General features: G+C 75.4%; 10 protein-coding genes. 4 read left to right on the top strand and 6 right to left on the bottom strand.

Annotated elements, in window-relative coordinates:
• Positions 1-99 precede the first annotated feature (99 nt).
• On the bottom strand, positions 100-1,665 hold the full coding sequence (locus ABEB06_RS13665; RefSeq protein ID WP_345697131.1) for a PucR family transcriptional regulator: 1,566 nt from the start codon (positions 1,663-1,665) through the stop codon (positions 100-102).
• A gap of 253 nt (positions 1,666-1,918) precedes the next feature.
• Positions 1,919-3,940: a type IV secretory system conjugative DNA transfer family protein gene (locus ABEB06_RS13670; RefSeq protein WP_345697132.1), complete on the bottom strand. Its 2,022-nt coding sequence runs from the start codon at positions 3,938-3,940 to the stop codon at positions 1,919-1,921.
• A 228-nt stretch (positions 3,941-4,168) separates the two neighbouring features.
• On the opposite strand from ABEB06_RS13670, the gene gabT reads away from it, so the two are divergent.
• The 3 genes from gabT to ABEB06_RS13685 all read left to right on the top strand — a co-directional run bounded on the left by gabT (position 4,169) and on the right by ABEB06_RS13685 (position 7,118).
• A complete protein-coding gene (gene gabT / locus ABEB06_RS13675) occupies positions 4,169-5,509 on the top strand; it encodes a 4-aminobutyrate--2-oxoglutarate transaminase (protein ID WP_345697133.1) in 1,341 nt (446 codons plus the stop codon).
• Between the two features lie 370 nt (positions 5,510-5,879).
• Positions 5,880-6,512 carry a phosphatase PAP2 family protein gene (locus ABEB06_RS13680; protein WP_345697134.1) on the top strand — a complete coding sequence of 211 codons (633 nt, stop codon included), beginning with the start codon at positions 5,880-5,882 and terminating at the stop codon, positions 6,510-6,512.
• A 120-nt stretch (positions 6,513-6,632) separates the two neighbouring features.
• Positions 6,633-7,118 carry a MarR family winged helix-turn-helix transcriptional regulator gene (locus tag ABEB06_RS13685; RefSeq protein WP_345697135.1) on the top strand — a complete coding sequence of 162 codons (486 nt, stop codon included), beginning with the start codon at positions 6,633-6,635 and terminating at the stop codon, positions 7,116-7,118.
• On the opposite strand, the gene ABEB06_RS13690 is transcribed toward ABEB06_RS13685, so the two are convergent.
• Positions 7,024-7,950: an EamA family transporter gene (locus ABEB06_RS13690; RefSeq protein ID WP_345701837.1), complete on the bottom strand. Its 927-nt coding sequence runs from the start codon at positions 7,948-7,950 to the stop codon at positions 7,024-7,026. The two genes, ABEB06_RS13685 and ABEB06_RS13690, sit on opposite strands and share 95 nt — an antisense overlap.
• Before the next feature lie 130 nt (positions 7,951-8,080).
• Between ABEB06_RS13690 and ABEB06_RS13695 the strand changes: the two genes are divergently transcribed.
• Positions 8,081-8,983 carry a LysR family transcriptional regulator gene (locus ABEB06_RS13695; RefSeq protein WP_345697136.1) on the top strand — a complete coding sequence of 301 codons (903 nt, stop codon included), beginning with the start codon at positions 8,081-8,083 and terminating at the stop codon, positions 8,981-8,983.
• A 4-nt stretch (positions 8,984-8,987) separates the two neighbouring features.
• On the opposite strand, the gene ABEB06_RS13700 is transcribed toward ABEB06_RS13695, so the two are convergent.
• From ABEB06_RS13700 to ABEB06_RS13710, 3 genes are all read right to left on the bottom strand, one after another.
• Positions 8,988-9,734 carry a ZIP family metal transporter gene (locus ABEB06_RS13700; protein ID WP_345701838.1) on the bottom strand — a complete coding sequence of 249 codons (747 nt, stop codon included), beginning with the start codon at positions 9,732-9,734 and terminating at the stop codon, positions 8,988-8,990.
• Positions 9,735-10,106: 372 nt separating this feature from the next.
• A complete protein-coding gene (locus tag ABEB06_RS13705) occupies positions 10,107-10,634 on the bottom strand; it encodes a DUF6278 family protein (RefSeq protein ID WP_345697137.1) in 528 nt (175 codons plus the stop codon).
• Positions 10,635-10,691: 57 nt separating this feature from the next.
• Positions 10,692-12,332: a restriction endonuclease gene (locus ABEB06_RS13710; protein ID WP_345697138.1), complete on the bottom strand. Its 1,641-nt coding sequence runs from the start codon at positions 12,330-12,332 to the stop codon at positions 10,692-10,694.
• Between the last annotated feature and the right edge of the window lie 2 nt (positions 12,333-12,334).

The raw sequence follows: 12,334 nt of genomic DNA on the forward strand, positions 1-12,334 counted from the left end.
GCCCACGGTAGGGGCGATCCGGCACGGAGCGGATTGGACGCAGCGGAGCGAAGGGCCCGGCCTTTAGGACGCGATGGCCGGTCCCCCGCCCGTGCCGGCTCAGTCCTCCCCGGCGCGCAGCGCCAGCCAGAGCTCCATCCGGACGTCGGTGTCGTCCAGCGACCGGCCGAGCAGTTCCTCGACGCGCTTCATCCGGTACCGCAGGGTGTGGCGGTGCACGCCGAGGTCGGCGGCGGCCGCGTCCCACTGCCCGTGCCGGGACAGCCAGGCCCGCAGCGAGGCGACCAGGTCGCCGCGGGCGGTCCGGTCGTGCTCGCGCAGCGGTCTCAGCAGGCCCTCCGCGAACGCGGTCACCGCCTCCTCGCCCAGCAGCGGCAGCAGCGAACCCGCGCCGACCTCCTCGTGGTCGACCGCCCGGCGGCCGCCGCGCTGCGCCACCGCCAGCGCCCGCTCGGCCTGCGCGTACGCGGTGCCCGCGTCCTCCAGCGCGGCCGCGGCCGAGACGCCCAGCGACAACCCCTCCTGTTCCTCCACCGCGCCGAGGCAGGCCCGGTGCGCCGCGCCGTTGTCCGGCGCCAGCACCATCAGCCGGGGGCCGTGCGCGCCGTCCTCCCGGGCCACCAGCAGCCGCTCGCCGACCTTGCCGCCCGCCTGCTCGGCCCGCTCGCCGAGCTCGCCGAGCGCCTCCGCGGCCTCCGGCCCCGGACCGGCCGCGGCGACCAGCACCCGGACCGTGCCCTCCGGCAGCCCGCCGAACAGCCCCGCCGCGACCTGCCGGGCGGTGGCGACCTCACCGGCCAGCACCATCCGCAGCAGCGCCGCGCCCATCCGCTCCTCGGCCTGCCGCAGCTCCCGCGACCGCTCCAGGGTCAGCGTCAGCAGGGCGACCGCCGCGTTCAGCACGTACCGCTCGGTCGGGGTGATCCGGTCCTCGGTGCCGACCGCGAGGAAGCCGCGCGGACGGCGGTCCGCGCCCAGCGACTGGACCACCACGTAGTCCTCGTCGGCGGTGTCGATCGTCCCGGAGCGGCCCTGCAGCGCGGCGCTCGACGGGGCGGGACGACGGCGCAGCCGGTCCACCTCGGCGGCCAGCCGGCCGGCCCGCCGGGCCGCCCAGTCCGGCGCCACCGCGGACAACGCGCCCGACCCGTCGTACAGCGCCGCCCAACCGCCCAGCCGGGCCGCAAGCCGGCGGACCACCGCGGTGGTGCCGTCCTTGCCGAGCGCGGCCCGGGTCAGCTCCTCCTGCGCCTCGAAGCTGGTGGTGACCGCCTCGTACTGCTCGGCGGCCAGCGCGGCGGAGACCGTCTTGGAGATCGCGATGAACGGCGTCGCCTCCGGCACCCGCAGCAGCGGCAGGCCGCGCTGCGCCGCCGCGTCCACCAGCGCCTGCGGCACCTCGGTGTGCGACAGGCCGACGCCCAGACCCAGGCCCACCACCCCGGCGTCGGCCAGGCGGTGCACGTACTCCTGCAGACGGGTGGCGCTCTTGCCGAGCTTGATGCCGGTGGTGAGCAGCAGCTCACCGCCCTCCAGGAAGGGCGTGGGATCGTCCAGCTCACTGGTGTGCACCCAGCGGACCGGCCGCTCCAGATGGTCCGCGCCGGCGAGGACCGTCAGATGCAGCGCGGAGTTGCGGACGACGGAGGCGAGTGTGGGGGGCATGGCACCTTCGGTGGTACGACCTGGTCCGCGCCGTTGCGGCCGGGCGAGTGAGGGATCTAGCACCATTATGTACGCCTCGGACAAGCTGGAGTGCCGGAATCCGCCGGTCCGTAGCTTCCGCCGGTCGGACCGGCGGCCGGTGCGCCGGATCGTCCTGCACTTGGCCGCCCGGGCCTGAGCTCCGCTCGGGTCCGGGTTTCGCTCGGGCCCGGGCTCCGCTCGGGCCCGGGTTTCGCTCGGGCCCGGGCTCCGGTCAGGCCCGGAGGTCCACCAGCAGCGGCGGGACCTGCTCGCCGGCCACCGAGGTCAGCGACACCACCGCGTGCCCGGTCGGCAGCGCGTGCGCCAGCTCCGACGGCGACCAGCGGTGCCGCTCCACCTCCCGGGTGGTGACCGAACGGGTCTGCGCCGTCGTCCCCGACAGCAGCTTGCGCACCATCCGGCCGGTCCGGCGCAGCAGGCCGCCCGAGGTGTCCGGGGTGTGCGTCACCGCGGTCTCCTTCACCAGGTGCGTCCCCCAGGCCTCCGAGAACAGCTTCCCGTCCCACGGCGCGATCCCCGGGAACGCCATCCGGCACCCCACCGCCCCGAACAGCGGCGCCCGCAACGCCTCCGGCAGGTCCGCCAGCGTGCGCAGCACCAGCACCGCGCCCGCGTTCGCCCCGCGCAGCCGCTGCAGACCCCGCACCGTCTGCGGATCCACCGCCGCGCTCGCGTCGTCCAGCACCAGCCCCGCGAACAGCGTCCGGTCCGCCCGCGCCGTCGCCGCCTGCACGAACTGCCCCAGCAGCAGCCGCGACAGGATCCGCGCCGCCTCCGGATGGCTGCGCTCCGGCAGCTTCACCCGCACCCGCAGCGGATGCTCCAGCACCCGCATCGCGAACGCCGGCTTCGCCTGCGGCCCGCCCGAGAACCCCGCCGCCAGCGCCGGCCGGTCCAGCAACGCCAGCCGGTCCGCCAGCAACGCCCCCGGATCGTCCGCCCGGCCGTGCTGCCGCACCCGCTGCTGCACGTCCGCCTCGAACTCCGCCGCCCGGCCCGCCGCCCGCAACGCCTCCACCAACGCCGCCCAGCCCTCCGGCTCGCCCGCCAGCAGCCCGCGCAGCTCCCGCACCCCCGGATACCGGCCGCACCCCGCCAGGAACGGCCCCACCACCTGCTGCATCGCCGTCCGCGCGCTCTCCGCGCGGGACGCCAGCTCGTCCGGCAGCAGCGCGTCCGCGAGGCGGGCCGCCGCCTCGTCCGCGCTCGGCGCCGCCCCGAACAGGTCCAGGCCGTACGGGGCCGCCGGGTCGGCCGGCGCGATCACCACGTCGTACCAGGCGTCCGGCCCGAGATCCGCCTCCTCCGCCCCCACCACCACCGCGCACGCCGCACCCGCCAGCGCCTGCAGGCACAACGCCTCCGCCACCGGCCGCGCCAGCCCCGCCGTCTTCCCCGTCCCCGCCGGCCCCACCGCCAGCAGCGACGTCCCCAGCGTCCCCGGATCCAACGCGAAACCCGCCCCCCGGTGCGCGGCCGGGTTCTTCACCACGTCCTCCGCCGTACCCAGCCGCACCTGACCGGTCAACAGGTCGTGCGTCCCCCGGCGGCCCGGCAGGTCGCGCGCCTCCGAAGGATGCGCACACGCCGCCGCCCCCCGGGCCGCCACCTGCCGCACGAACTCCGCCGCCAACGCCGCGTCCCCCGCCACCGACCGCCACGCCTGGTGGATCCGGACGAAGTCCACGTCCCCCACCGCCTCCCCCTGCAACCGCCCGACCACCTCGGGCATCCCCCGCAAGTCCTTCCACGGATCCACCGCGGTCGCGCTGTCGGCGAGCGCCGGATCGGGCTCGCCCTGCGTGACGGTCCGAGTCAGGAGAGGTGTCACCCAGCGGCGCCACACCTCGAGCCACATGCCCATACGACCGAAAATCTTGATCACTGCAGCGCCGACGAGGACGTTGAGCGTCAACACGGCGGGAACGGCCGTCGACGTCTCGGTGAACGTCAGCCCGAACACCGCGAGGAGCTGGATCGCCAGTTGCACGCCGTAGATGAAGGCGAACCAGGCGACCAGGAGATTCAGAACGGCACGAAGGAGAAGCGGGCCGGCCGCGAGGGCCGTGGTCTCCGGGTCGGTGGGGGGCTTGGGGGTGTAGTGGGGGCGGTAGATGCCCGGGGGGGTGGGGGGGCGGGGGGTGGTGGCCCAGGTGGGGAGGTGGAAGGGGGTGGGGCGTTGGGGGGGGAGGGTGGGGTGCGGGGGGTGTGTGGTGTGGTGTGTGTGGTCCATTGCAGGCCCGCTCCCTAACTCCCGTCGCCGGGGGTGCCCTACCCGGGTGGCGTGGTGCGCGACACGCCCGCGCTCAATGTAGTGGAGGAGGGGGTTCGGGAAGCCGATCTTCGGCCACTGGCCGCGCAGGACAATTCGGACGGTGGAGCAGTACCGAGTGGCGCATGCCCGGCGGGGAACCACCGCCGTAGCCTGCGAGGACCGAGTCGAGAAGTCTGGAGAAGAACCATGAGCGCTGCAACGCCGCTCCCCCAGGAGCGCCGCCTGGTCACCGCGATCCCCGGCCCGAAGTCGCAGGAGCTGCAGGCTCGCAAGCTCGGCGCCGTGGCCGCCGGTGTCGGCACCACCCTGCCGGTGTACGTGTCGCGCGCGGGCGGCGGCGTGCTGGAGGACGTGGACGGCAACAGCCTGATCGACTTCGGTTCGGGCATCGCGGTGACCAACGTGGGCAACAGCGCGGAGGCCGTGGTCGCGAAGGCGTCCGAGCAGCTGGCGGCGTTCACGCACACGTGTTTCATGGTGACCCCGTACGAGGGCTACGTGGCGGTGGCGGAGCAGCTGAACGAGCTGACCCCGGGTGACCACGAGAAGCGGACCGCGCTGTTCAACTCGGGTGCCGAGGCGGTGGAGAACGCGGTGAAGATCGCCCGCGCCTACACCAAGCGGACCGCGGTCGTGGTGTTCGACCACGGCTACCACGGCCGGACCAACCTGACCATGGGCCTGACGGCGAAGAACATGCCGTACAAGCAGGGCTTCGGGCCGTTCGCGCCGGAGATCTACCGGGTGCCGGTGGCGTACCCGTACCGCTGGCTGACCGGTGCGGAGAACTGCGCCGCCGAGGCGGCCGCGCAGGCGATCGACATGATCAACAAGCAGATCGGCGCGGAGAACGTCGCGGCGATCATCATCGAGCCGATCCAGGGCGAGGGCGGCTTCATCGAGCCGGCCAAGGGCTTCCTGCCGGCGATCGTGGAGTACGCGAAGGCGAACGGCATCGTGTTCGTCGCGGACGAGATCCAGACCGGCTTCTGCCGGACCGGCCAGTGGTTCGCGTGCGAGGACGAGGGCGTCGTCCCGGACCTGATCACCACCGCCAAGGGCATCGCCGGCGGTCTGCCGCTGGCCGCGGTGACCGGCCGCGCCGAGATCATGGACGCCGCGCACGCGGGCGGCCTGGGCGGCACCTACGGCGGCAACCCGGTGGCCTGCGCCGCCGCGCTGGGGTCGATCCAGACCATGAAGGAGCTGGACCTCAACGCCAAGGCGCAGCGGATCGGCGAGGTCATGAAGGCCCGCCTGGCCGCGATGCAGGAGAAGTTCGAGGTGATCGGCGAGATCCGCGGCCGCGGCGCGATGATCGCGGTGGAGCTGGTGAAGCCGGGCTCCAAGGAGCCGAACCCCGAGGTGACCGCCGCGGTGGCGAAGGCCTGCCACGCCGAGGGCCTGGTGGTGCTGACCGCCGGCACCTACGGCAACGTGCTGCGCTTCCTGCCGCCGCTGGTGATGCCGGAGCACCTGCTGACCGAGGGCCTGGACATCATCGAGAACGCTTTCGCCGGCGCCTGAGCCTCCCGCTCGCACCCGGTCCGGACGGCCCGGCCCCACCTCGGGGCCGGGCCGTCCGGCGTTGCCGGGCCGGGCACAGGTCGGCCGGACATCCGGGCCGGGGTGGAGGTTGCACGGAAGCCGGTGAAGATGCTGTGCACATTGCCTGAGGTTGCTCTTGCCCGACAGCGGCTTTGACGTACTGTCATGACAGATGGACAGCGAACCGCAACCCTTAGCAACACCCTGCCCCGCCCGTGCGGCGGAGCCCCATGACCGATCGACCGACCGTCCGGCCCAAACCCCCCGGGCCGCACGGGACGGCGATCACCTCGGCCGCCCCGGAGCTCTCCCCCCTGCTCCGGGGCGGCCCCTTTTCGCTGTCGTGGGCATGGCGATCCCGGTCGCGCTGGCCGCGGTGCTCGCGCTGATCTCCTGGCAGGTCGCGGTCGACGGTCCGCTGCTGGAGCTCGACACGGCGACCCGCAACGGTGTCCGGTCGCTGCGCAAGGCCCTGCACAGCATCCCGCTCAACCACTTCGGCGCCGCCTTCTCGGACCTGGGTGGCTCGTTCCCGGCCGTCCCGGTGCTGCTCGGCTGCGCGGGCCTCGCCGCCTGGCTGGCCCACCGCGCCGGCCGCCCCCGCTGGTGGCTGCCGCTGGCCGTCGCGCCGGTGGCCGCGGTGCTGATCCCGCTGCTGGTGGTGCCGGCCAAGGCCTGGTTCGCCCGCCCCGGGCCGTACGGGGTTCCGCTGGCCCCCGAGCAGTGGGGCTGGTACCCGTCGGGGCACACCGCCACCTCGGCGATCGCGTACGGCACGGCGGCGCTGCTGCTGGCCCGGGTGCTCGACCCGGGCCTCGTCCGACCGGTGCACGCCGGGACGGCGCTGGTCTGCCTGGGCGTGGGCGCCGGGCTGGTGTGGAGCGACTACCACTGGCTGCTGGACGTGCTGGCCAGCTGGTGCCTGGCCGGCCTGGTCCTGTGGACGCTCGCCGCCGCCCTGCGCCGCCTCGACCCCCGCTGACGACTCGCTGACGACGCCGCAGACGGGGCGGCGGACCGGACCGGTGGACCGGGCGGCGGACCGGACCGGTGGCGCCGTCGGGCTACGGGTCGGCGGTCGGGCGCCCGATACGCTGAGCGCATGACCACCCCGCCGACCGCCGACACCGCCGCGGAGCTGGCCGACGCGCTCACCCGGGCGATGAAGCGGATCCGGCGCCGGACCATGCACCGCCTGGAGCCGTACGGCATCACCCCGGGCCAGGCCCGGGCGCTGCGGGTGCTGGCCCACGCCCCCGGCTGCGAGGGGCGGGAGACCATGCGGCTCAGCGAACTGGCCGACCGGCTGCACATCGCCCCGCGGTCGGCGACCACCGTGGTGGACGCGCTGGAGGAGGCCGGACTGGTCGCCCGCACCCCCGACCCGGCGGACCGGCGGGCCGTCCGGCTGGTGCTGACCGAGGCCGGCCGGGGTGCGGTGGAGCGGATCGGACAGGTGCGCCACGAGGTCGCCCAGGAGTACTTCGGCCCGGTCAGCCCCGCCGAGCAGGACGCGCTGCTGCGGGCACTGCGGGCCGCCGAGACCGCCTACGAGGCCGTTCCCGGCGGGCCGGACGCAGCGCGGTGAGCCCGATGCCGGCGATCACCAGCACCGCGGCCGCCCCGGCCAGGGCGCTGAACCGCTCGCCGAGCAGCAGCCAGGACGAGGACATCCCGAACACCGGCACCAGCAGCGAGTACGGGGCGACCGCCGAGGCGTCGTAGCGGCGTAGCAGGTGGCTCCAGGCGACGAAGCCGAACAGCGTGGAGACCAGTCCGACGTAGAGGATCGCGCCGACGCCCGGCCAGCCGATCGAGGCGAGCGCCGCCAGGTCCGCCCGCGCGCCCTCGACCAGCAGCGACAGGCCGAGCAGCGGCAGCGGCGGCACCACGCTCACCCAGACCATCCAGCGCAGCGCGTCCTCCGGCGCGGCCTTGCGGGTGAGCACGTTGGCCAGGCCCCAGAACACCGCCGAGGCGACCACCAACGCGAACGCCCCGATCGGTCCGCCCACCCCGCGGTCGACCGCGGCCAGGCCGATGCCCGCGAAGGCCACGGCCAGGCCGGCCAGCCGCCGCCCGCCCGGCCGCTCGCGCAGCAGCACCGCGGCGAACAGCGCCGTGAAGACCGCCTGGCTCTGCAGCACCAGGGAGGAGAGCCCGGCCGGCATCCCGGCGTGCATCCCGAGGAACAGCAGGCCGAACTTGACCACGCCGAGCACCAGGCCGACCGCCAGGATCCACCTCCACGCGACCCGGGGCCGGCCGACCAGGAACACCGCCGGCACCGCGACCACCGCGAAGCGCAGGGCGCAGAACAGCAGCGGCGGGAAGGCCTCCAGTCCGACGTGGATCAGCACGAAGTTCAGGCCCCAGACGGCGGCGACCAGCACGGCCAGGGCGATGTGACGCGGACTCATGACGGCGGCGGCCGAGGGGCCGGGAGCGGGGCCGGCGGTGGCGGGAGAGCTGGGCATGGGTCGAGCATCCCGGCCAACGAACGTTCAGCACCAGCAAAATGTGCTCAAGGTAACCCTTTAGCATGGCTGCATGATGGATCTCGGACGGCTCCGCGCGCTGCACGCGGTCGCGGTGCACGGCTCGGTCGGCGGCGCGGCCGCCGCCCTGGGCTTCACCCCCTCCGCCGTCTCCCAGCAGATCTCCAAGCTGGAGCGGGAGACCCGCACCGTGCTGCTGGAGAAGCAGGGCCGCGGCGTGGTGCTGACCGACGCCGCCCGGCACCTCGCCGACACCGCCCGGCAGGTCCTCGCCCTCGTCGAGCAGGCCGAAGTGACCCTGGAGGAGCAGCGCGGCGAGGCGGTCGGCCGGCTGCTGGTCGCCTCCTTCGCCACCGCCGCCCGCGGGCTGCTCCCCGGTGTGCTCGCCGAGCTGCGCGGCAGCTGCCCCGACCTGGACGTCCGGCTGCTGGAGACCGATCCGTACCTGGCCAACGAGCTGGTGGCGCGCGGCGAGGCCGACCTGGCGGTGGTGCAGGACTGGACGACCGTCCCGCTGCCGGTGCAGGACGGGCTCTCCCGGCTCGACCTCGGCGAGGACCCGGTCGACCTGCTGCTGCCCGCCGGCCACCCGCTCGGCGAGCTGGCCGTGGTCCCGGTCGCCCGGCTGTGCGGGCAGCGGTGGATCAGCGTCCCGCCCGGCAACATCTGCCACGACTGGCTGGTGCGCACCATGCGCGAGGCCGGCGAGGAGCCGGACGTGGTCCACCAGGTCGGCGAGTTCGAGACCCAGATCGCGCTGATCGACGCGGGCCTCGGCCTCGGCCTGGTCCCCCGGCTCGGCCGCGGGCCGCTGCCGCCCGGGGTGCTGGCCCGCCCGGTCGTCCCGGAGCCCTCCCGCCGGGTGTACGCGCTGTGGCGGACCCGGACCTCCCGCCGCCCCGCGATCACCGCCGCCCTGGACGCCCTGCGCGACCACTGGGCGCGCCGCACCTGACGGCCTATCCGGCGAAGCCGATGACCACCCACATGAAGGCGACCCCGAGCAGCGTGCACAGCAGCGTCGAGCGGGACGGGTGCGGGCTGTGCGCCTCCGGCAGGATGTCGGAGGTCGCCAGGTACAGCAGGAACCCCGCGAAGAAGCCGAGGTAGAGCCCGAGCAGTTGCTCGGGGATGGTGAACAGCAGGGTGATCGCCGCACCCGTCACCGGCGCCACCGCGTCCGCTGCCAGCAGGGTCAGCGCCCGGCGCCGGTTGTTCCCGTACAGCCGGGTGATCGTGTACGTGTTGAAGCCGTCCGCGAAGTCGTGCGCCACCACGGCGATCGCCACCACCGTGCCGACCGTGCTGCCCGCCTGGAAGGCCGCTCCGATCGCGAAGCCGTCCATCACGCTGTGTCCGACCAGGGCGCAGGCGGCGGTCAGCCCGATGCCCTGCTCACGGGTGCGGCGGGCGTGCCCGTGGCCGTGCCCGTCGGCGTAGCCCCGGGCGTGGGTGTGCTCGGCGTACTCGTCCTCGTGGCTGCGGTGGATCGCGACCGCGCGCTCCACGATGTGGATGAGCAGGAAGCCCGCCGCGAACATCAGCAGCGCCTGCGGGACGCCGTGCACCTCGTCCGGGGCCGCCGCCATGGCCTCCGGGAGCAGGTCGAAGGCGACCACGCCGAGCATCAGCCCGGCCGCGAAGCCGAGCACCAGGTGGCGGCGGTCCCCGGTCCGCTGGGCGACGTAGCCGCCGATCAGGGTCATCAGGAACGCGCCCGCGGCGACCAGTACGGCGGTCAGGGCTTCCTCCCCAGGCACGTGGCGGCCCGGTGCCGCGCACGTCATCATTCTCCAGGGGCCGGGCGGTCCGGTGGCCGCTGCCCACGACCGCGGTCCGCCCGACCCGGGCCGGCAGTGCCAGGGCCCTACCGCCACCCTCACCGCCCGGCCGCACCACCGCCCGCCGGACGGTCCGTCAGGGTGAAGCCGGGCGGCCGCCGCCGACGCCCCGTCAGGAAGCCCCGTCAGGAAGCCCCCGTCAGGACGGCCTGTCCGGACGACCTCTCCGGACGGTCCTCGGCACCGGGCGGGGCATCGCCGGCGCTGGGGCGGACGGCCCCCGGCGCCAGGGGGTGGTCAGCCGTTGGCCAGAGCGAGGTAGGCGGTGGCGAGCTGCGGACTGCCCTGCTCGGCCCAGCCGCGGCCCACCGCGGTGACGTCGACCTCCGCGCCGGTGGGCAGCACCAGCAGCGGACGTTCCCGTTCGTCGAGCCGCCAGCGCGACCCGGCCACCTCCCGGTGCAGCACCGACCCAAGGTAGAGGCCGACGTCGTTGCCCAGCCACTCGGAGACCACCGGGTCGTCCCGCCAGCGCGGCAGCAGCTGGTCCAGGGCGGTCAACGACTCGACGCTGTCGTCGAGCCGCACCCCCGCGTCCCACGCCAGCTCGCGCAGCAGGCCGCACTCGGCGAACAGCTCCGCCATGCCCCGCTCGCGCTCCTCCGCGCCGGGGCCGGTCGACCCCGCCTCCCGGTCGTCCCCGTCGTCCCGATCGGCCGCCTCGAACCGGCCGGCGCGGTCGGCACGGCCGTTCTGCCCGTCCTGCCCGTCCTGCCCGGCGGCGGTGCGCCGGGCCCGCCATCGCCCCAGGAATCCCATGCCCATCAGCCCAGCCTGCCAGCGCTCGCGACGGACGGCACCGCGTGGACGGTCGAAGCGGGGTCAGGCGGTGAGGGGCAGACCGAGGTGGGTCAGGGCGAGCTCCTGGACGCCCGGGCCGTCGACCAGCTGGATCCGGCCGAAGCCGTCGCCGGCCGCCAGGTCGAGCGCCTCGTCGGCGAACCGGCCCGTGGTCAGCCGCAGTCCGCGCTCCACGCCCTCCTCGCGGACCGCCTCGGCGAGCGTGCGCACCTCCTCCGCGCCGACCGGCACCGACCCCCGCGACGCCCACACCACCCAGCGGCCGGGCAGCGCACTGTCCGGACCGCCCTCCGCCGTGGCGACCAGGCCGGCCGCCCCGCGCAGCCGGACGCTCCAGTCCGCCAGGCCGCCCGCGGTGAGCAGCGTCCGCACCAGGTGCGCGAACTCGTTCGGCGACAGCTCGCCGGCGGCCGGCACGGCGGCGCCGACCGTACCGCACGGCTCCACCGCGTCGCCCGCGTACGGGTCGGGGGCGACCACCGCCTGCAGGCCGCGCAACCGGACCAGCGCCTCGTCGTGCTCGGCGTCCGCGTAGATCCCGCGCTCGTCCTCGCCGCCGTCCGTGCCGTCCGCCGCCACCGGGCCGCCGGGGCCGGGCGGCTCGGCGGGCAGCAGCCTGGTCCGGGCCAGCGCGTCCCGGTCGGCGTCCACGCTGAGCAGGCACAGCGGGTCCGCGCCGGGCCGGCGCAGCCAGCCGTTCAGCACCACTCCGGCCAGCACCTCGTCGGTGTCGACCGCGTCGGCGGCCTGGAGCGCGCGCAGCGCCACCCTGGCGGCCAGCCGCAGGTAGTCCGAGGCCCGGTCGGCCTGCGGCCTCGGCACCGGATCGACCGTGCCGTCCGGACCGAGCCGGTAGCCCTCCAGCGCGGGCACCAGGTCCAGCGGCGGCAGGTCCAGGTCCAGCACCGCGGTGCGGGTGAGCGGCCGGAACAGCGCCCGGCACGGCGCCGGGAGGTCCCGGGTCGACCCCTCGGCGGCGGCCAGCGCCCGCTCCAGCAGCGACTCCACCGCGGCCGGTTCGGCCTGCCGGTAGGCCCGGCGGCACTCCTCCAGGCTCTCGTTGTACTCCGCCACCGCCCGGGCCCGGTGCCGCTCCGCCTGCTCGTGCTCCGCCCTGGCCTGCAGGGCGCCGCTGTCGGCGGCCTCCGCCCGGCGGGTGCGCCACTCGCGGACCGCCCGCTGGTGGGTCAGCCGGGCCTGGGCCAGCTCGCGCTGGTACCCGGAGTCCAGCAGGCGGTGCGAGGCGGGCCGGTCCGGGTCGACGACCGGCGGCTCGGGCGGGGCGAAGTCCGCCCACCGCGGCTCGGCGTCCTCGGCCGCCCCCGGGCCGCCGGCGTCCGCGTCGGCCGGGAACGGGCGCGGCTCGTAGCTGCGCAGCTGGCTCTCGAAGTCCATCGCGGACACCGGGAGGGCCGCCCGCCGCAGCAGGTCGGCCAGGTGCTCGTGCGCGGCCCGGACGGTCAGCGTGCGGTGGTGGGTGAGCGCGGCGGCGCGGCCGTGCGCGGCCACGTCCTCCTCCTGGCCCGCGGACCCGTCGTCGTCATGCCGCGGTCGGCCCTGCTCCGGCAGCTCGGCACCCAGGTCGCGGAAGACCGAAGCGAGGAAACCGGGCTGGAGCACGGTGGCGGATCCGTCCGGGCGGTCCTCTGCTGAGTACTGCATCG

It is taken from the genome of Kitasatospora terrestris (assembly GCF_039542905.1).
Lineage (GTDB): Bacteria > Actinomycetota > Actinomycetes > Streptomycetales > Streptomycetaceae > Kitasatospora > Kitasatospora terrestris.

Excerpts from the sequence above, each read along its gene's own strand:
- ABEB06_RS13665 (WP_345697131.1), bottom strand. The coding sequence starts at position 1,665 with ATGCCCCCCACACTCGCCTCCGTCGTCCGCAACTCCGCGCTGCATCTG.
- ABEB06_RS13670 (WP_345697132.1), bottom strand. The coding sequence starts at position 3,940 with ATGGACCACACACACCACACCACACACCCCCCGCACCCCACCCTCCCC.
- gabT (WP_345697133.1), top strand. The coding sequence starts at position 4,169 with ATGAGCGCTGCAACGCCGCTCCCCCAGGAGCGCCGCCTGGTCACCGCG.
- ABEB06_RS13680 (WP_345697134.1), top strand. The coding sequence starts at position 5,880 with ATGGCGATCCCGGTCGCGCTGGCCGCGGTGCTCGCGCTGATCTCCTGG.
- ABEB06_RS13685 (WP_345697135.1), top strand. The coding sequence starts at position 6,633 with ATGACCACCCCGCCGACCGCCGACACCGCCGCGGAGCTGGCCGACGCG.
- ABEB06_RS13690 (WP_345701837.1), bottom strand. The coding sequence starts at position 7,950 with ATGAGTCCGCGTCACATCGCCCTGGCCGTGCTGGTCGCCGCCGTCTGG.
- ABEB06_RS13695 (WP_345697136.1), top strand. The coding sequence starts at position 8,081 with ATGATGGATCTCGGACGGCTCCGCGCGCTGCACGCGGTCGCGGTGCAC.
- ABEB06_RS13700 (WP_345701838.1), bottom strand. The coding sequence starts at position 9,734 with ATGACCCTGATCGGCGGCTACGTCGCCCAGCGGACCGGGGACCGCCGC.
- ABEB06_RS13705 (WP_345697137.1), bottom strand. The coding sequence starts at position 10,634 with ATGGGCATGGGATTCCTGGGGCGATGGCGGGCCCGGCGCACCGCCGCC.
- ABEB06_RS13710 (WP_345697138.1), bottom strand. The coding sequence starts at position 12,332 with ATGCAGTACTCAGCAGAGGACCGCCCGGACGGATCCGCCACCGTGCTC.